This window comes from Stenotrophomonas sp. Br8, assembly GCF_014763005.1.
Lineage (GTDB): Bacteria > Pseudomonadota > Gammaproteobacteria > Xanthomonadales > Xanthomonadaceae > Stenotrophomonas > Stenotrophomonas lactitubi.
Genome location: NZ_JACGTN010000007.1, coordinates 222,351 through 239,381, shown reverse-complemented (window position 1 = coordinate 239,381; position 17,031 = coordinate 222,351). Strand labels below are relative to the sequence as shown.

The 17,031-nt window shown below is 65.5% G+C and carries 15 protein-coding genes; 6 read left to right on the top strand and 9 right to left on the bottom strand.

The genetic code is table 11. The features are described 5' to 3' along the window. Both H3005_RS07665 and purB read right to left on the bottom strand, forming a co-directional pair. Nucleotides 1-1,398 carry a cupin domain-containing protein gene (locus H3005_RS07665; RefSeq protein ID WP_100552974.1) on the bottom strand — a complete coding sequence of 466 codons (1,398 nt, stop codon included), beginning with the start codon at nucleotides 1,396-1,398 and terminating at the stop codon, nucleotides 1-3. Nucleotides 1,399-2,143: 745 nt separating this feature from the next. Further along, nucleotides 2,144-3,511, bottom strand: a complete 1,368-nt coding sequence (gene purB / locus H3005_RS07660; protein ID WP_100552973.1) for an adenylosuccinate lyase — start codon at nucleotides 3,509-3,511, stop codon at nucleotides 2,144-2,146. Nucleotides 3,512-3,806: 295 nt separating this feature from the next. On the opposite strand from purB, the gene H3005_RS07655 reads away from it, so the two are divergent. After that, the gene (locus H3005_RS07655) at nucleotides 3,807-5,246 is read left to right on the top strand and encodes a class II fumarate hydratase (RefSeq protein ID WP_191077855.1); all 1,440 of its coding nucleotides are present in this window, start codon (nucleotides 3,807-3,809) and stop codon (nucleotides 5,244-5,246) included. Between the two features lie 82 nt (nucleotides 5,247-5,328). On the opposite strand, the gene H3005_RS07650 is transcribed toward H3005_RS07655, so the two are convergent. The 6 genes from H3005_RS07650 to H3005_RS07625 all read right to left on the bottom strand — a co-directional run bounded on the left by H3005_RS07650 (nucleotide 5,329) and on the right by H3005_RS07625 (nucleotide 9,670). After that, on the bottom strand, nucleotides 5,329-5,754 hold the full coding sequence (locus tag H3005_RS07650) for a hypothetical protein (RefSeq protein ID WP_100552971.1): 426 nt from the start codon (nucleotides 5,752-5,754) through the stop codon (nucleotides 5,329-5,331). A gap of 106 nt (nucleotides 5,755-5,860) precedes the next feature. Beyond that, nucleotides 5,861-6,463: a DUF2884 family protein gene (locus H3005_RS07645; RefSeq protein ID WP_100552970.1), complete on the bottom strand. Its 603-nt coding sequence runs from the start codon at nucleotides 6,461-6,463 to the stop codon at nucleotides 5,861-5,863. Nucleotides 6,464-6,493: 30 nt separating this feature from the next. Continuing rightward, nucleotides 6,494-7,378 carry a DUF2807 domain-containing protein gene (locus H3005_RS07640; protein WP_100552969.1) on the bottom strand — a complete coding sequence of 295 codons (885 nt, stop codon included), beginning with the start codon at nucleotides 7,376-7,378 and terminating at the stop codon, nucleotides 6,494-6,496. Between the two features lie 23 nt (nucleotides 7,379-7,401). After that, on the bottom strand, nucleotides 7,402-8,424 hold the full coding sequence (locus tag H3005_RS07635; RefSeq protein ID WP_100552968.1) for a hypothetical protein: 1,023 nt from the start codon (nucleotides 8,422-8,424) through the stop codon (nucleotides 7,402-7,404). Beyond that, entirely contained in the window at nucleotides 8,421-9,311 is an 891-nt protein-coding gene (locus H3005_RS07630; RefSeq protein WP_191077854.1) for an ABC transporter ATP-binding protein, read from the bottom strand. The genes H3005_RS07635 and H3005_RS07630 overlap by 4 nt, the downstream gene beginning before the upstream one ends. Beyond that, nucleotides 9,311-9,670 carry a GntR family transcriptional regulator gene (locus H3005_RS07625; RefSeq protein WP_012511573.1) on the bottom strand — a complete coding sequence of 120 codons (360 nt, stop codon included), beginning with the start codon at nucleotides 9,668-9,670 and terminating at the stop codon, nucleotides 9,311-9,313. The genes H3005_RS07630 and H3005_RS07625 overlap by 1 nt, the downstream gene beginning before the upstream one ends. A 624-nt stretch (nucleotides 9,671-10,294) precedes the next feature. On the opposite strand from H3005_RS07625, the gene H3005_RS07620 reads away from it, so the two are divergent. The 5 genes from H3005_RS07620 to H3005_RS07600 all read left to right on the top strand — a co-directional run bounded on the left by H3005_RS07620 (nucleotide 10,295) and on the right by H3005_RS07600 (nucleotide 14,255). Next, nucleotides 10,295-10,882 carry a glutathione peroxidase gene (locus tag H3005_RS07620; protein ID WP_100552965.1) on the top strand — a complete coding sequence of 196 codons (588 nt, stop codon included), beginning with the start codon at nucleotides 10,295-10,297 and terminating at the stop codon, nucleotides 10,880-10,882. 96 nt (nucleotides 10,883-10,978) lie between these two features. Beyond that, a complete protein-coding gene (locus H3005_RS07615) occupies nucleotides 10,979-11,956 on the top strand; it encodes an FKBP-type peptidyl-prolyl cis-trans isomerase (protein WP_100552964.1) in 978 nt (325 codons plus the stop codon). A gap of 23 nt (nucleotides 11,957-11,979) precedes the next feature. Further along, nucleotides 11,980-13,329, top strand: a complete 1,350-nt coding sequence (locus H3005_RS07610) for a UDP-glucose/GDP-mannose dehydrogenase family protein (protein WP_191077853.1) — start codon at nucleotides 11,980-11,982, stop codon at nucleotides 13,327-13,329. Continuing rightward, nucleotides 13,322-13,561 carry a SlyX family protein gene (locus tag H3005_RS07605; protein ID WP_025876828.1) on the top strand — a complete coding sequence of 80 codons (240 nt, stop codon included), beginning with the start codon at nucleotides 13,322-13,324 and terminating at the stop codon, nucleotides 13,559-13,561. The genes H3005_RS07610 and H3005_RS07605 overlap by 8 nt, the downstream gene beginning before the upstream one ends. Before the next feature lie 10 nt (nucleotides 13,562-13,571). Continuing rightward, nucleotides 13,572-14,255 carry a DUF2058 family protein gene (locus H3005_RS07600; protein WP_100552962.1) on the top strand — a complete coding sequence of 228 codons (684 nt, stop codon included), beginning with the start codon at nucleotides 13,572-13,574 and terminating at the stop codon, nucleotides 14,253-14,255. 75 nt (nucleotides 14,256-14,330) lie between these two features. Here the strand turns inward: H3005_RS07600 and metH are convergent, their stop codons facing one another. Further along, on the bottom strand, nucleotides 14,331-17,015 hold the full coding sequence (metH, locus tag H3005_RS07595; RefSeq protein WP_100552961.1) for a methionine synthase: 2,685 nt from the start codon (nucleotides 17,013-17,015) through the stop codon (nucleotides 14,331-14,333). Nucleotides 17,016-17,031 lie beyond the last annotated feature (16 nt).

Genomic DNA, 17,031 nt, shown 5'->3' with positions numbered 1-17,031 from the left:
TCAGCCGCGGCTGGGGTCGCTGTCGTCTTCGTTGTGGTCGTCGAAGTTGACGATCACTTCAATGCCGTCGTCGTGCACGGTCACCAGATGGACGTCATCGGACATGGCGTCAGCGTCGATGACCTCGACCTGCTCGCGGCCCTCGATCACCTCACCCAGCACCGCTTCCTCCTCGTCGGCATACACCTCGTTCGGATCGATCAGCTGGAACACGCCGCCGACCAGCAGCTGCTGGAGTACTGCGCGGCCCTTGTCGGACAGGCCGCGGTAGGCGGCAGCATCGAGCTGCTCGGCACCTGCCAGGCGTTGTGCGTCCTTGATCGGCAGGGCGAAATCCTGGCCGCTGACATACAGGCTGGCGCCACGCTTGGCCCGGCGCCAGGCCAGTCGCGCCCACGGGTGACGCTGCAGCAGCAGGCCCGACTGCAGGGCCTCGAGCACTTCTTCCTGCGGCGGTGCGGCCTGGTGGGCCATTACCTCGCCGGCGGCGCGGTAGGTGGTGATGAAGCGGCCGAACCAGTCACCCAGCTTGTCGGGGTCGTTCATGCGGATGGCGTTGAGCGCGGTGATTACCCGCGCCATTGCCACGGTGTCGATTTCGTTCGGGTCGGCCGGTGCCTTCAGGTCGGCATCCTGGTAGCGGATGTTTTCGTCGGCATCGGCGATCAACGTGTCCAGATAATCACTGATCAGCTCGGCCGAGGACGGCGCGCGCATGCCGAACGAGAACGTCAGGCAGGGGTCTTCGGCGACGCCGTGATGCGGCACGTTCGGCGGCAGGTACAGCATGTCGCCCGGCGCCAGCACCCAGTCGTGGGTCGGCTTGAACACCTGCAGCAGCTTCAGTTCCACGTCGGGGCGGAAGCCCAGCGGCGGGCGCTTGCCCTTGATCGATTCGCTGGCATCGATCTGCCAGCGGCGGTGGCCATGGGCCTGCAGCAGGAACACGTCGTACTGGTCGACATGGGCGCCGACCGAGCCACCGGTGGCGGCGAAGCTGATCATCACATCGTCCATGCGCCAGCGCGGCAGGAAGCTGAAGTGTTCGATCAGGGCGCGCACGTCCTTGTCCCACTTGTCCACGTCCTGCACCAGCAGGGTCCAGTCGTGGTCGGGCAGGGCCGGGAAGATGTCTTCCTGGAACGGGCCGCTGCGCACGCGCCAGCTGTCCTGGGCCTTGTCGTGCTCGATCAGGCGGGCCAGCACGCCCTCTTCGCAGGCCAGGCCCGCCAGGTCTTCCGGCTGTACGGGGGTCTGGAAGTCGGTGAACGCGTTGCGGATCAACAGCGGGCGTTTCTGCCAGAAGTCGCGCAGGAACACGGCCGGGGACATGCCCAGCGGCTGGCCACGACGGGCGTGGACTTCGATAAGGGGGGAGGTGGACTTGCGGGCGGCCATGGGGGAGTTCCTTGCAGCGGAAAGCGGGAGGGGCGGCGTGGCGGGCCACCAAGGCCTCCATTGTCCGACGTTCGTTGGGATTGCGCACGTGTGGTGGTTTGTCGCGGGGTTCCGGCCAACGGCTGAGCCCCTCGTGGCGGTCGGGTTCAAAGCAAAAGCCGCGCTTGGCCGGGCGGGTGGGCTGCGCGGGGGGCGCTGCAAGTACGTCCTTGTAAGCTTGGCCGCCGCATCCATGCGGCGGACACCCCCGCGCAGCCCACCCGCCAGGCCCCTGACAGTTTCCTACGGGGCCCGCCACGGAATGGAAAGAAGAAAATCAAAGGCAAGAGCGGGTCGCGCGCTGCGCTTGCTCGTGCATCTGTAGAGCCGAGCCCACGCTCGGCCTGCTGTTGGAACAAGCAGCCGAGCATGGGCTCGGCTCTACAAAGACCCCAAAACCAAAGAGGGACGCGGCGAAGCCGCGTCCCTCTTTCAAATTCCGTCCCGACAACCCAATGCTCTTCGATCCGTCACCGGGAATCTGTCAAAGGTGGGGCGGGTTGGGTTCGCGGGGGTGTCCGCGGCATGGATGCCGCGGCCAAGCCCCCAGGGACGGGTTTACGGCGTCCCCCGCGAACCCAACCCGCCCCGCCAAACACGGCAAAAACCCAGAGCCGCTTTTGACGTTGCAGTTGCTGTTGCCGTTGCCTTGGCAGTACAAGCCTGCCGCAGGCAGCGCACGCGGCCGCCGCCGCAAGGAAAACCCTTAAATCTTTTTCGCCAGCGACTCGGCCAGGCCGGTATAGCTGCCCGGGGTCATCTCCAGCAGACGCTGCTTGGCCTCGGCCGGCAGCTCCAGTCCCTGCACGAACGTGCGCATCGACTCGGCCGTGATGCCCTGGCCACGGGTCAGCGCCTTCAGCTGCTCGTACGGATTCGGCAGGCCATGGCGGCGCATCACCGTCTGCACGGCCTCGGCCAGCACTTCCCAGGCCGCATCCAGATCGGCGTCGAGGCGCTGCGGGTTCACTTCCAGCTTGCCCAGGCCCTTGGCCAGCGAATCCAGCGCCACCTGGCTGTGGCCGAATGCGGTGCCCAGCGCGCGCAGCACGGTGGAATCGGTCAGGTCGCGCTGCCAGCGGCTGATCGGCAGCTTCGCGCTGAAATGCTCGAACAGCGCGTTGGCGATGCCGAAGTTGCCTTCGGCGTTCTCGAAATCGATCGGGTTGACCTTGTGCGGCATCGTCGACGAACCGACTTCGCCTTCCTTCAGGCGCTGCTTGAAGTAGCCCAGCGAGACGTAGCCCCAGATGTCGCGGGCCAGGTCGATCAGGATGATGTTGGCGCGACGGGCGGCATCACCGATTTCGGCGATGTTGTCGTGCGGCTCGATCTGCGTGGTGTACGGGTTGAACACCAGGCCCAGGCCGGTGACGAAGCGCTCGGCGAAAGCCGGCCAGTCCACGTCCGGGTAGCTGGCGACGTGTGCGTTGTAGTTGCCGACCGCGCCGTTGATCTTGCCGGTCAGTTCGACTGCGGCAATCTGCCGGCGCTGGCGCTCCAGGCGGGCGACCACGTTGGCCAGCTCCTTGCCCAGGGTGGTCGGCGAGGCGGTCTGGCCGTGGGTGCGCGACAGCATCGGCTGGCCCGCCTGGGCGTGGGCCAGCGTGCGCAGTGCATCGGCGATGCCGTCCAGGGTCGGCAGCAGCACGTCGCGACGGGCCTGTTCCAGCATCAGGCCGTAGCTGAGGTTGTTGATGTCTTCGCTGGTGCAGGCGAAATGCACGAATTCCAGCGCCGGGGCCAGCTCGGCATCGTCCTTCAGCTGTTCCTTGATGAAGTACTCCACCGCCTTGACGTCATGGTTGGTGGTGCGCTCGATTTCCTTCACGCGCGCGGCCTGGGCCGGGCTGAAGCCGCTGGCCAGTGCACGCAGGCGGGCGATGGCAGCATCGGAGAATGCGGCCAGCTCGACGATGCCCGGCTCGGCGGCCAGGGCCAGCAGCCACTCCACTTCGACCGTGACACGGGCCTTGATCAGGCCGTACTCGGAGAAGATCGGGCGCAGGGCGTCGACCTTGCCGGCATAGCGGCCATCGAGCGGGGACAGGGCGAGCAGGGCGGATTCGGACATGTCGGCAGGGCTGGGACGAGCGGCGGGGGCCATATTCTACGACGTGCCGGGCGGGAGCGCCCTGCAGAGCCGAGCCTACGCTCGGCTGCTCCTCAGGCGCCAGACCGCAGATGCAGCCGAGCGTGGGCTCGGCTCTACAACACAATCGGCCCTTCGGATGAAACGATCTGGCCCGTCCTCGCCATCCCACGCTGCGGACAAGGGAGTATCGTTGTCGCAGCCGCCAGCCCGGGAAGCGACACCCTGCCAGCCGCCGCTTCCCTTTCCCCAACCGAAGTAGTGCGGAGTTGATGCAATGAGCAAAGCTGCAAGCAAGAGCGCCCCCAAGGGTTTCCGGATCGAGCACGACAGCATGGGCGAGCTGCAGGTGCCTGCCGACGCCCTGTGGGGCGCGCAGACCCAGCGCGCTGTACAGAATTTCCCGGTGTCGGGCCAGCGCATGCCGCGCGGCTTCATCCGTGCACTGGGTCTGGTCAAGGGAGCCGCCGCCGGCGTCAACGCCGAGCTGGGCCACTTGCCCAAGACCGTAGCCAAAGCCATCCAGTCTGCCGCCGCCGAAGTGGCTGACGGCACGTGGGACGCGCAGTTCCCGATCGATGTTTACCAGACCGGCTCGGGCACTTCCTCGAACATGAATGCCAACGAGGTCATCGCCACGCTGGCCAACCGCGCCGGCAAGGCAGGCAAGACCACCGTGCACCCGAACGATCACGTCAACCAGGGGCAGAGCTCCAACGACGTGATTCCGACGGCGCTGCGCGTGTCGGCCGTGCTGGCCACCCATGAGCAGCTGCTGCCGGCGCTGGTGCACCTGCGCAGGACGCTGGACAAGAAGGGCCGCAGCCTGCGCAAGGTGGTCAAGACCGGCCGCACCCACCTGATGGACGCGATGCCGCTGACCTTCGAACAGGAATTCGGTGCGTGGTCGGCGCAGCTGGCCTCGGCACAGGAGCGCATCGAGGACAGCCTCAAGCGCGTGCGCCGCCTGCCGCTGGGCGGTACCGCCATCGGCACCGGCATCAATGCCGACCCGCACTTTGGCGTGCAGGTGGCCAAGGCACTGAAGCAGCAGACCGGCTTCAAGTTCGACAGCGCCGAGAACAAGTTCGAAGGCCTGGCCGCGCAGGATGATGCGGTGGAACTGTCGGGCCAGCTCAATGCGCTGGCGGTGGCCCTGATCAAGATCGCCAACGACCTGCGCTGGATGAATGCCGGTCCGCTGGCGGGCCTGGGTGAGATCGAACTGCCGGCGCTGCAGCCGGGGTCCTCGATCATGCCGGGCAAGGTCAATCCGGTGATTCCGGAGGCGACGGTGATGGCCTGCGCACAGGTGATCGGCCACCACACGGCGATCACTGTGGCCGGCCAGACCGGCAACTTCCAGCTCAATGTGACGCTGCCCTTGATCGCGGCGAACCTGCTTGATGGCATCGGCCTGTTGGCCAATGTGTCGACCCTGCTGGCCGACAGCGCCATTGCCGGGCTGAAGGTGCGCGAAGACCGTGTGGCCGAAGCGCTGGCACGCAATCCGATCCTGGTGACCGCGCTGAACCCGATCATCGGCTACGAGAAAGCCGCAGCGATCGCCAAGCGTGCCTACAAGGAACAGCGCCCGGTGCTGGACGTGGCGCTGGAAGACAGTGGCCTGGCCGAATCGGAGCTGCGCCGGCTGCTGGATCCGGCCGCGTTGACCGCCGGTGGCATCCAGGCCGGTGGCGGTGGTGCCGGCGGCTGATCTGGAATCTGCACTCTGTAGAGCCGAGCCTATGCTCGGCTCTACAAACGGAAACGCCGCCCGGGAGGGCGGCGTTCTCGTTTCAACGACGGTCGGCGACGATGTTGCCGAAGGTCTCGGTGTAATCCTTGAACTCGGGAATGGTCTGCACCAGGTCCGGCGGAATCACCTGCATGCCTTCCGGTGGCACGATCTTCACCGGCTGCATGTTGGGGTCGGCCGGTGCGGCCACCAGCGTGTTCTGGCGCAGCACCTGCAGCGTGCCGAACATCGTCTGCAGCATCTGCTTCTGCTCGGCGTTGAGCGGGATCAGGATCTCGTCGATCTTCATCTGCCCGTCGGGCAGGATGATGATGTTCGGCGCCGGCTGGCGACGCACGGTCACGATGCTTTCGCTGACCGAGATCTTCGGTTTGCCGCGCTCGGCGCGGTGGTTGCGGTAATCCTGGTCACAGCCGACCAGGCCCAGGCAGAGCAGGGCGGCCAGCAGCAGAAACAGCTTTTTCATGGCGGTTCAATGAGGTGCATCCGGGGCCGCCATTGTAATCCCGCCGGGGCGCAGCGGCCGGCAACGCCTGCGCGCTGCCGGCCGGGTGCGCTGATCTGTCACAGGGTCAGCGGTTGACGACGGTGTCCTTGCCGCAGTCGTCCACATCGCTCTGGTCCATCGTGGCGTAGGGCTTGAACGCCGGCAGCGAGGCCGCCAGGGCCTGCTGGCTGACCAGCATGGCCGGCATGCGGTCGCAGATGCGCTTGGCCTGCGCCTCGATCTTGGCGGCCTCGGCGTTGATCCGCTTCTCGATGCCTTCGCTGTCGCCGCTGAAGATGCCCTTCAGTGCTTCACCGGCAGCGTTGGCGCCGAGCTTGGCGCCGGCCAGACCGATATTCATGCCATCCATCGCCACTGCCACCACGTGGCCGCGGTAATCGAGCAGCTGGCGGCGCTGGCCATCGTCCAGCGTTACCTGCTTGCCGCCGATCAGCAGCTGTCCCTGCGGGGTGATTTCCGCGCGCGGCTGGTTGTCGGCGGAGATCTTGATGTTGCCCTCGGCGATTTCCTTGCGGGCATCGTCCATCGCTTCCTTGACGGTCTGGCCGACGCCACCGGCGGTCTCGGCCACCGCCTTGCCGGCGGTCTTGTCGGGGCTGGAGGTGCCGCCACAGGCGATCAGCGGCAGGCACAGCAGGGCAGCAGGCAGCAGGCGCAGCAGGTTCATGGCATTCCCCTCGAATCGGATGGTTGGGCGTTACTTGCCGCGCGGCAGGGTGACGGTGCCGGCCACACTGCGATGCTGGACGTCGCCGCTGCCGCTGTGCTCGACGGTGAGATTGCCGCGCACGCCATCGACATCGATATCACCCGAGCCGTGGCTGCGTACACGGACATTGCCGCCGACCTGCTCGATCTCGACATTGCCGGAGCCGACCACGCCGATCTCGACGTTGCCCTGCACCTGCTTGAAGCCGATGTCGCCGGAGCCGACGGTGTCCAGCCGCGCGTTGCCACGCACGTCGGTCACCTTCAGGTCACCGGAGCCGACGGTGCCGATGCTGGCATCGCCGCCGATGTTGCGGGCGTTGACGTCGCCAGAACCCAGCGAGAGCAGGTTGAACGATGCGGCGCCATCAACGTCCAGGTCGCCCGAGCCCACGGCGGCATGCACGCTGCCACGGGTGCCGCGGGCGATGCCATCACCGGAGCCCACGTCCATGCTCAGCGACTGCGCGTTCTCGATGCTGCCATCGCCGGAACCGATCTTGAACTGCAGCGGCAGGTTGTCCGGCACGCTGCCACGGATGTCCAGCCAGGCATAGCTGTTGCCCATCGACAGCGAGCCGCGGCTGTCGCGGCGCAGGCTTACCACCAGCTTGTCGCCCACGCGCCGCTGGTCCAGCACCAGTTGGTCCAGCCAGTCCTTGTTGGACGCGCAGGCGCGGCCCTCGAGCTGGCCGCCGCCAGCGCTGGCGACCACCTTCAGGTCATGCTGGTTGATCTCGAACACCACCGCCTTGGCGCCGGCCGTGTCGATCTTCAGCGCGCGTGGCGCGGAGAACTTGCAGTTCGGTGCATCGGCGGCCAGCGCCGACAAGGGCAACAGCAACAGCGCACTACAGGCAATCAAGGAACGCATGGGTGGTGCCTCCAGGTTGAAGATCAGATTTCGCCAGCGCGCTTGCGCAGGCGGATGGCGATGAAGATGAAGACCACGCCGAAGGCCGCGCCGATCCACAGGCCGGGCATTGCCAGCGACTTCAGCTGCGCGGCGGGCGACATCAGGGCAACGATCGAGTTCAGATCCTGCCTGGATTCGCCGCCGGCGCGGTACAGCAGGTCCATCCCCGGCATCGCACCCAACAGCAGGCGGCCGACGATGTGCTGCCAGAACCAGCCGGTGGTCAGGTCGAACAGGTGCATCAGCTTGGTGGTGCTGACGATGATGCCGGCGAACAACGGCAGCATGACCGCCCACAGGAACGGCTTGCTCTTGGCCCAGGCCGAGCACAGCAGCAGCCAGCCGGCGGTAGGCAGCGCCCACAGGGCGTACACCGGGATGGACACGAACATGCCCAGCACCAGGCTCATCGGGTTGGCCGGGCCGACGATCAGCTGCATCGCGTCGCCGCCGTGCGAGACCACTACCAGGCACAGAACCAGCATGAACACGAGCAGGGTCAGGCTGGACGCGATGATGGCGATGAGCGGTGCGACGATCAGTGCACTGAACACCTTGGACAGCACGGTCTGGGTGTCCGACAGCGGCAGCGATTTCCAGAACAGGATGCTGCGGTCGCGGCGGTCGTCATACAGCGCGCCCAGGCAGTAGAAGAACACCACGAATGCGAGCACGATCAGCGGCCAGGACGAGGTTAGTACCATCGCCAGGTCGAGGCCGTTGCCCAGGTCGGCCATGTCCTTGGTGCTGATGTCGCGGGTCAGCACGGCCAGATCCAGACCGTTGATGTTCACGTTCTCGCCGTCGATGTGCAGGCCGCCATCGCGTGCGGCACGATGCAGGGCGAACAGGCCCAGGCCGATGCCGATGCCGCTCATCAGCAGCGAGACGATACCGGCGATCACCGGGGCGTACAGGAAACCACCGCGGTTTTCCCAGTATTCGCGCTTGAGCAGCCAGCGCAGGGTGCCTGCAGGGCTGACAGGATGGTTGACGGCATTCATGCGTAGGTCCCCTTCATGACAGCGACGAACAGATCGGCAAGGCCGGCGTTGCGGGTTTCACCCAGGCTGGCCAGCTGGCTGCGTGGCACGCCGTCGAACAACAGGACCGTCTTGCCGAAGGCCTGGCTGCGCTCGTCGATGGGCTTCAGTGCGCGGGCGGTTTCAAGCTGGTCGGCGCCGACCAGCAGTTCGGTATAGCGCTCGCCGACCTCGTCCATTTCCGCATTGAGCACGATGCGACCGTCGCGGATGAACATCACGTCGGTGAGGATGTGCTCGATCTCCTCCACCTGGTGGGTGGTGACGATGATGGTCTTCTGCTCGTCGAAGTAGTCTTCCAGCAGGCGCTGGTAGAACTCCTTGCGGTACAGGATGTCCAGGCCGAGCGTGGGTTCGTCCAGCACCAGCACCTTGGCGTCGATGGCCATCACCAGGGCCAGGTGCAGCTGCACGATCATGCCCTTGGACAGTTCGCGCACGCGCTGCTTCGGCTGCAGCTTGGTGTTGGCCAGGAAACGCTCGCAGCGGGCACGGTCGAAGCGGGGGTGCACGCCGGCGACGAAGCCGATCGCCTCACGCACCTTCAGCCAGCGCGGCAGCACGGCGACATCGGCGATGAAGCAGATGTCGTTCATCAGATCGTCGCGATGCGCGCGCGGGTCACGGCCAAGCACACTCAGCTCGCCTTCCACCGAGGTCAGGCCGAGCACCGCCTTCAGCGCGGTGGTCTTGCCGGCACCATTGGGGCCGATCAGGCCGATGATGCGGCCTGCCGGAATGGAGAAGCTGGCGTTGTCGAGCGCGAGCGTGTTCTTGTAAGCCTTGCGAAGGCCACGGGCGGTAATGACAGCGTCGCTTGGTACAGCGGTAGTGGGACTGGCATTCATCAGAATTTCCCCTGGGGCAACAATTCGTCGAGACTCAGGCCCAGTCGCTGGATGCGCTCCAGAACGGCCGGCCATTCTTCATTGAGGAAGCGTTCGCGCTCGCTGCTGCGCAGCTGCGTGGCCGCCTGTTCGGTCATGAACATGCCCAGCCCGCGGCGCTTCTCGACCAGGCCTTCATCGGCCAGCTCCTGGTAGGCGCGCGAAACGGTGATGGGGTTGAGCTGGTAATCGGCGGCCACCTGGCGCACCGAGGGAAGGGCATCGCCCGGCTTGAGGATTCCGTCAAGCATCATGGCGATCACGCGTTCCTTCAGCTGGCGGTAGATGGGAGCGCCGTCGCTCCACTGGATGTCGCTCATATTCAGCTCCGTGGGGTCAGCGGCTGTGCGAACGAGAAATACGGCATGGACAGGGAGCTGTGCAGCCGACGCGGGGGGGAGGGGGAGGGAGCGGCATTCCCTGCCGGGGGTACTGCTGCGTCCTGCGTACTGTCTTCGGAGAGGGCGGGGGAGGAAGCGGCCGGTGGGGCCGGCATGGCCAGCCAGACCAGGACGAACAGGGTTGATACCGCGGTGACCGCGGGGGCGGTGAGGCTGCGACGCATCCGGGTGTTCATGGTTCCCCCCTGTCTCAGGTGACTGGTGTTGTATGCAACTATAACACCGGCACGCCTGTGTGCAAGTCCTGCCCCTACCCAACTGATGGCAGGGGTGGTCATGGCACCGAAATAATTATTCAACCATTTGATTTTCATTGAAAAAACTAAATTTCGGAGGGCTGTTCTCGGCCAACCTCCCATTCAGTCATGTCCATGCTATGTCATCAGCTGAGGACGGAGACGCGTTGCCGGCGACTTCCGCCACGCCGTGCAAAGCGCAACAGCGCCTGTGCTCCAGAGGGGGGCAGACCCCGGTGCTATAGTTCGGCCGATTCCCGGCCGGCCACGGCCGGACCCCTGGAACGGCTACCGCGGAACGTCTCCCATGCCCTTGTCGACTGCCTCCTCGCGCCGCCTTCGCGGCCTGTCCCTGTTGACCCTGCTGGCCGCAGGCCTGGCCACGTCGGCCGGCGCGTTTGCCGCCGATCTGCTGGATCTGTCGTATCGGCCGCTGGCGGGCAAGCAGCAGGTCAACCTGCAGCAGCGTTACCACGGCCAGGTGCTGCTGGTGGTCAATACCGCAAGCAAGTGCGGCTATACCCCGCAGTACGAAGGTCTGGAAGCGCTGCAGAAGCAGTACGCCGGCAAGGGATTTGCAGTGCTCGGCTTCCCGTCCAACGATTTCAAGGGGCAGGAGCCCGGTGACGAAAAGCAGATCCAGGATTTCTGCACGCTTACTTATGGTGTGAAGTTCCCGATGTTCGAAAAGGTGCACGTGACCGGCGCGCAGGCTACGCCGCTGTATCAGCGCTTGACCGCCGCCACCGGCGTGGCGCCCGCCTGGAATTTCCACAAGTATCTGGTCGGGCGCGATGGCAGGGTCATTGCCCAGTTCGCCAGCAAGGTCACCCCGGATGATCCGCAGCTGAAAGCGGCCATCGACAAGGCGCTTGCAGCACCAGCTGCACATTGAATGCCGGCATGGATGCCTCGACATCGACGGCATGCGTGCGACAATACGTGTTTTCGCGCCGACGTCGGCGTCCAGTCACTTCCAGGAATGCAGCGAATGAAAATGGGAATGCGCGGCGCCGCGGCGTCGGTTCTGATTCTGGCGATGGGCACCTCCGGTGTCGCCCTGTCGCAACAACCGGCCGCTCCCTCGGCCGCCAAGGAGACCGCACCCTTGAATTCCCCCAAGCAGAAGCTCGGCTACGCCATTGGTCTGGATGTGGCCAAGTCGTTCGCGCCGATCGCCGATGAAATCGATGCGGCCGCACTGCGCACTGCCGTTGAACGTTCCTTCGAAGGCCTGCAGCCGCAGATCACCCAGGAACAGGCCAAGGCCACCGATGCCGCCCTGCGCCAGGTCGTGATGGCCCGCAGCGGCCAGCAGGTGCCGGGCGTTGCGCCGGGCTCGCAGCCGGCGAAGGTCGACCGGGTCAAGGTCGCGCAGATGATCGGCTCCTATTCGGTGGGGCCGTCGCTGGCACAGCTGAAGGACGATATCGATACCGCCTCGCTGTTTGACGCGATCAACACTGGCCTGAGCAAGGGCCAGCCGAAGATGACCGAAGCCGACGCCACTGCCACCATCCAGGCGTTCATGGGCGCCAAGCAGGCCGAGATGCAGGCCAAGGCCGCACAGGCCGCTCAGACCAACCGTCAGGAAGGCAACGCATTCCTGGCCAAGAACAAGACCCAGCCGGGCGTGGTGACCACCCCGTCGGGCCTGCAGTACCAGGTGATCCGTCCGGGCAGCGGCGAGCGTCCGTTGCCGTCCAGCAAGGTGCGCGTGAACTACGAAGGCAAGCTGCTCAACGGCACCGTGTTCGACAGTTCCGCAGGCCGTGGTCCGGCCGAGTTCGGTCTGGACCAGGTCATCAAGGGCTGGACCGAGGGCGTGGCCCTGATGCCGGTCGGCTCGAAGTACCGCTTCTGGATTCCGGGTGAACTGGCATACGGCGAGAACGGCACCCCGGGTGGTCCGATCGGTCCGAACGCCACCCTGACCTTCGACGTCGAGCTGCTGGGCGTTCTGCCGTAAGCCACCACGGAGTCAGTACGGATATGCGCGTTGCGATTTTTGGTACCGGCTATGTAGGCCTGGTGACCGGCACCTGCCTGGCCGACGTCGGCCACCAGGTGGTCTGCGTCGATATCGACCAGACCAAGGTGGATGGCCTCAACCGGGGCATCATCCCGATCTACGAGCCCGGCCTGGAGCCGATGGTGAAGGCCAACCACGCCGCGTCGCGGCTGGCGTTCACCACCGACGCGGCGACCGCCATCGGCCACGGCCAGGTGGTGTTCATCGCCGTGGGCACGCCGCCGGACGAGGATGGCAGCGCCGACCTGCAGTACGTGCTGGCCGTGGCCCGCACCATCGGCCGGTACATCTCGGTGCCGACGGTGGTGGTCAACAAGTCGACGGTGCCGGTGGGCACCGCCGACAAGGTCCGTGCGGCCATTGCCGAGGAACTGGCAGCGCGTGGCGCGGATATCGCCTTCGATGTGGTGTCCAATCCCGAATTCCTGAAGGAAGGCGACGCCGTTGCCGACTGCATGCGGCCTGACCGCATCATCATCGGTGCGACCAGCGCCGAGTCGGTCGCCGTGATGCGTCGCCTGTACGCACCGTTCAATCGCAACCACGATCGCGTGGTGGAGATGGACGTGCGTTCGGCCGAGCTGACCAAGTACGCCGCCAATGCAATGCTGGCAACCAAGATTTCGTTCATGAATGAAATCGCCAACATTGCCGAGCGCGTGGGCGCCGACGTCGAGCAGGTCCGCCAGGGCATCGGTTCGGACCCGCGCATCGGCTGGCACTTCATTTATCCGGGTGCCGGTTACGGCGGTTCGTGTTTCCCCAAGGATGTGCAGGCCCTGGCCCGTACCGCGCAGCAGGCCGGCCTGGAGCCGAAGCTGCTGAACGCGGTGGAGGCGGTCAATGAATCGCAGAAGGGGCACCTGTTCGCCCTGATCCAGCGGCATTATGACAAGGGCGAAGACGAAGGCGTGCGCGGCAGGACGTTTGCCGTGTGGGGCCTGGCGTTCAAGCCGAACACCGACGACATGCGCGAGGCCTCCAGCCGCCGCCTGCTGGCCCAGTTGTGGGAAGCCGGTGCAACGGTGCGTGCCTACGATCCGGAGGCGATGCATGAATCGCAGCGGATCTTCGGCGAGCGCGACGATCTGGTGTTCTGTGACAGCGCCGACGACGCGCTGCAGGGCGCCGATGCATTGGTCGTGGTGACCGAGTGGAAGCAGTTCCGCAGCCCCGATTTCCAGATGCTGCGCGAGCGGCTGAAGGATGCGGTGGTGTTCGATGGCCGCAATCTGTACGAGCCGGCCGAAGTCGAGGCCGCTGGCCTTGCGTATTACGGCATAGGCCGGGGACGTTCGCTGCATGTCTGAAGTGCCGACCGAACGCGAGCAGGCGCTGGAAGCGCGCCTGGTCGAACTGGAGATGCGCGTGTCCTTCCAGGAACACGCGCTGGCCGAACTGAGCGATGCGCTGGCAGACGCGCGTATGGAAGGCAGCCGCAATGCCGGCATCCTGCGCGTGCTGCTGGAGGACCTGGGCAAGGTCCGCAATGCATTGAATTCTTCTGATCCGGCGAGCGAACCGCCGCCGCCGCACTACTGATCCATATCCTATGAGCGATACCCTCCGCGACCAGCTGATGGGCCTGGGCTTCAAGCCCGCGCCCAAGCCCGAGCGCAAGAATGATGGCCCCCGCCGTGATGGCCGCCCGCAGGGCAAGGGTGGCGCTGGCAATGGAAAGCCGCAGCACGCAGGCAAGGGCGAACACAAGCCTGGCGAGCGGCGGGCGCATGGCAATGGTGGTCCGGGCAAGCCCGGCCAGCAGCGTGGCCAGGGCCAGGGGCAGGGCCCGCGCAAGCCGCGTACCGCTGAGGAAATGGATCTGGCCAAGGCCTACGCGATCCGTGCGCAGCGCGAAAAGGAAGAGCGCATCGAGACCGAGCGCCTGAAGCAGGAAGAAGCACGCCAGCGCCGCGAGGCCAAGGTGAAGCTGGAAGAGCTGCTGAAGGACAAGAGCCTGAATGCCGAAGCGGCTGATATCGCGCGCCACTTCCCGTACGGCGGCAAGATCAAGCGCATCTACGTCACCGCCGAGCAGCTCAAGGCACTCAACGCCGGTGAGCTGGGCGTGGTCCAGCTCAACGGTCGCTACCTGCTGGTGACAGCCGACGTTCTGGCCCAGTCTGAGGCCGTGTTTGCCGCGTCGGTGGCGTTGAAGGTCGACCCGAATGCGCCGGCCGAGGACGATCCCTACGCCGACCCGCAGTACCAGGTGCCAGACGACCTGGTCTGGTAAGCGCCTGCATAAAAGGGGACGGAGGGGATTAAGTCGTTTATCGCACAAACGACGTAATCCCCTCCGTCCCCTTTTTCATTCCGGGTCGTAGTCGAGGTTCGAGGCCAGCCAGCGTTCGGCCTGCGCGCGGTCCACGCCCTTGCGGCGTGCGTAATCGATGACCTGCTCGCGACCGAGACGGCCGACCACGAAATACTGGCTCTGCGGGTGGCTGAAGTAATAGCCCGACACTGCCGCGGTCGGCAGCATCGCGAAGCTCTCGGTCAGCTGCATGTCGGCGTTGGTTTCCGCGCCCAGCAGGTCGAACAATCGGCGCTTTTCACTGTGTTCGGGGCAGGCGGGGTAGCCGGGCGCGGGGCGGATGCCGCGATATTTCTCGTCGATCAGCGCTTCGTTGTCGAGTGTCTCGGCGTGGTCGTAACCCCAGAATCCGGTGCGTACGCGCTGGTGCAGGCGTTCGGCCAGTGCTTCGGCAAAGCGGTCGGCGAGCGCCTTCAGCAGGATCGCGTTGTAGTCGTCGTGGTCGGCCTCGAAACGGGCCACGTGCGCGTCGATGCCGATGCCTGCGGTGACTGCGAAGGCGCCGATCCAGTCCTGCTTGCCGCTGTCGATCGGGGCGATGAAATCGGCAAGGCAGAAATCCGGGCGTTCGGCAGGCTTGTCCACCTGTTGCCGCAGGAAGTACAGGGTGGCCTCGCCATCGGGATGCTGCACACGTACGTCGTCGCCGATGCTGTTGGCGGGCCACAGGCCGAACACGGCCTTGGCCTGCAGCCACTTCTCGTTGACGATGCGGTCCAGCATCGCGCGCGCGTCCTGGTAAAGCTCGCTGGCCTGGGTACCGACGATCTCATCGGTGAGGATGGCCGGGTACTTGCCGGCCAGTTCCCATGCCTGGAAGAACGGTGTCCAGTCGATGTAGGGCACCAGTTCGGCCAGCGGGTAGTCATCGAATACATGCAGGCCCGGCTGCTTCGGTGCGGGTGGCGTGTACGCCTCCCAATCGCACTTGAACTTCTGGCCGCGTGCATGCTCCAGCGAGACCAGACGCTTGGCGTCGCCGCGGTTGCGATGGCGGGTACGGATCTCGGCGTAGTCGGCCTCGTTGGCGGCGACGAACGCATCGCGCAGCTCGCGCGAGATCAGCGACTGCGCCACGCCCACGGCGCGCGAGGCATCCTTCACCCAGACCGTCGGCGCTTTGTAATGTGGGTCGATCTTCAACGCGGTGTGCGCACGCGAGGTGGTCGCGCCGCCGATCATCAGCGGCAGGTCAAAGCCCTGTCGCTGCATCTCACGGGCGACATGGCTCATTTCCTCCAGCGACGGCGTGATCAGGCCGGACAGGCCGATGATGTCGGCCTGGTGTTCGCGTGCGGCATCGAGGATCTTCTGCGCCGGTACCATCACGCCGAGATCGATCACCTCGAAGTTGTTGCAGGCCAGGACCACGCCGACGATGTTCTTGCCGATGTCGTGCACATCGCCCTTGACCGTGGCCATGATGATCCTGCCATTGCTGCGGGCGGTGTCGCCGCTGCGTGCCTTTTCGGCTTCGATGTAAGGCAGCAGGTAGGCCACAGCCTTCTTCATCACCCGTGCCGACTTCACCACCTGCGGCAGGAACATCTTGCCCGCGCCGAACAGATCGCCAACCACGTTCATGCCATCCATCAGCGGGCCTTCGATCACGTCCAGCGGGCGGCTGGAACGCTGCCGGGCTTCTTCGGTATCGGCTTCCACCCATGCGTCCAGGCCATGCACCAGCGCATGCGCCAACCGCGCATCCACCGGCTTCTCGCGCCAGGCCAGGTCTTCGGTCTTCGCCGCGCCCTTGCTGCCCTTGTAGCGCTCGGCGATTTCAAGCAGGCGCTCGGTGGCATCACGGCGGCGGTTGAGGATCACGTCCTCCACCCGCTCGCGCAGGTCCGGCTCCAGTTCGTCGTAGATCGGCATGGCGCCGGCGTTGACGATGCCCATGTCCATGCCTGCGGCGATCGCGTGGTACAGGAACACCGAGTGGATCGCCTGGCGCACGGTCTCGTTGCCACGGAACGAGAACGATACGTTCGATACGCCGCCGGACACATGGCAGTGCGGCAGCGTCTGCTTGATGATGCGGGTGGCTTCGATGAAATCGACCGCGTAGTTGTCATGCTCTTCAATGCCGGTGGCGACGGCGAAGATGTTCGGGTCGAAGATGATGTCCTGCGGCGGGAAGCCGATGTCATCGACCAGCAGGCGATAGGCGCGGGTGCAGATTTCGACCTTGCGCGCGCAGGTGTCGGCCTGCCCGGCCTCATCGAAGGCCATCACCACTGCGGCGGCGCCATAGCGCAGCACCTTGCGCGCATGCTCGCGGAACAGCTCCTCGCCTTCCTTCAGCGAGATCGAATTGACCACGCTCTTGCCCTGCAGGCACTTCAGGCCAGCCTCGATCACGCTCCATTTGGAGGAGTCGACCATCACCGGGATGCGCGCGATGTCCGGCTCGGACATGATCAGGTTGAGGTAGCGGGTCATCGCCGCTTCCGAATCGATCAGTCCCTCGTCCATGTTGACGTCGAGGATCTGCGCGCCGCTGGCCACCTGCTGCCGGGCCACGTCCACCGCTTCCTCGTAGCGGCCTTCCTTGATCAGCTTGCGGAACTGCGCACTGCCGGTGACGTTGGTGCGTTCACCGACATTGACGAACAGCAGGTCCGGGGTGATGACCAGCGGTTCCAGGCCGGACAGGCGGGTAGGGCGGACAGGCGTCATGGCAGGCAGCGGCTCA

Coding starts and splice junctions, on each gene's coding strand:
- H3005_RS07665 (WP_100552974.1), bottom strand. CDS start 1,398: ATGGCCGCCCGCAAGTCCACCTCCCCCCTTATCGAAGTCCACGCCCGT.
- purB (WP_100552973.1), bottom strand. CDS start 3,511: ATGTCCGAATCCGCCCTGCTCGCCCTGTCCCCGCTCGATGGCCGCTAT.
- H3005_RS07655 (WP_191077855.1), top strand. CDS start 3,807: ATGAGCAAAGCTGCAAGCAAGAGCGCCCCCAAGGGTTTCCGGATCGAG.
- H3005_RS07650 (WP_100552971.1), bottom strand. CDS start 5,754: ATGAAAAAGCTGTTTCTGCTGCTGGCCGCCCTGCTCTGCCTGGGCCTG.
- H3005_RS07645 (WP_100552970.1), bottom strand. CDS start 6,463: ATGAACCTGCTGCGCCTGCTGCCTGCTGCCCTGCTGTGCCTGCCGCTG.
- H3005_RS07640 (WP_100552969.1), bottom strand. CDS start 7,378: ATGCGTTCCTTGATTGCCTGTAGTGCGCTGTTGCTGTTGCCCTTGTCG.
- H3005_RS07635 (WP_100552968.1), bottom strand. CDS start 8,424: ATGAATGCCGTCAACCATCCTGTCAGCCCTGCAGGCACCCTGCGCTGG.
- H3005_RS07630 (WP_191077854.1), bottom strand. CDS start 9,311: ATGAATGCCAGTCCCACTACCGCTGTACCAAGCGACGCTGTCATTACC.
- H3005_RS07625 (WP_012511573.1), bottom strand. CDS start 9,670: ATGAGCGACATCCAGTGGAGCGACGGCGCTCCCATCTACCGCCAGCTG.
- H3005_RS07620 (WP_100552965.1), top strand. CDS start 10,295: ATGCCCTTGTCGACTGCCTCCTCGCGCCGCCTTCGCGGCCTGTCCCTG.
- H3005_RS07615 (WP_100552964.1), top strand. CDS start 10,979: ATGAAAATGGGAATGCGCGGCGCCGCGGCGTCGGTTCTGATTCTGGCG.
- H3005_RS07610 (WP_191077853.1), top strand. CDS start 11,980: ATGCGCGTTGCGATTTTTGGTACCGGCTATGTAGGCCTGGTGACCGGC.
- H3005_RS07605 (WP_025876828.1), top strand. CDS start 13,322: ATGTCTGAAGTGCCGACCGAACGCGAGCAGGCGCTGGAAGCGCGCCTG.
- H3005_RS07600 (WP_100552962.1), top strand. CDS start 13,572: ATGAGCGATACCCTCCGCGACCAGCTGATGGGCCTGGGCTTCAAGCCC.
- metH (WP_100552961.1), bottom strand. CDS start 17,015: ATGACGCCTGTCCGCCCTACCCGCCTGTCCGGCCTGGAACCGCTGGTC.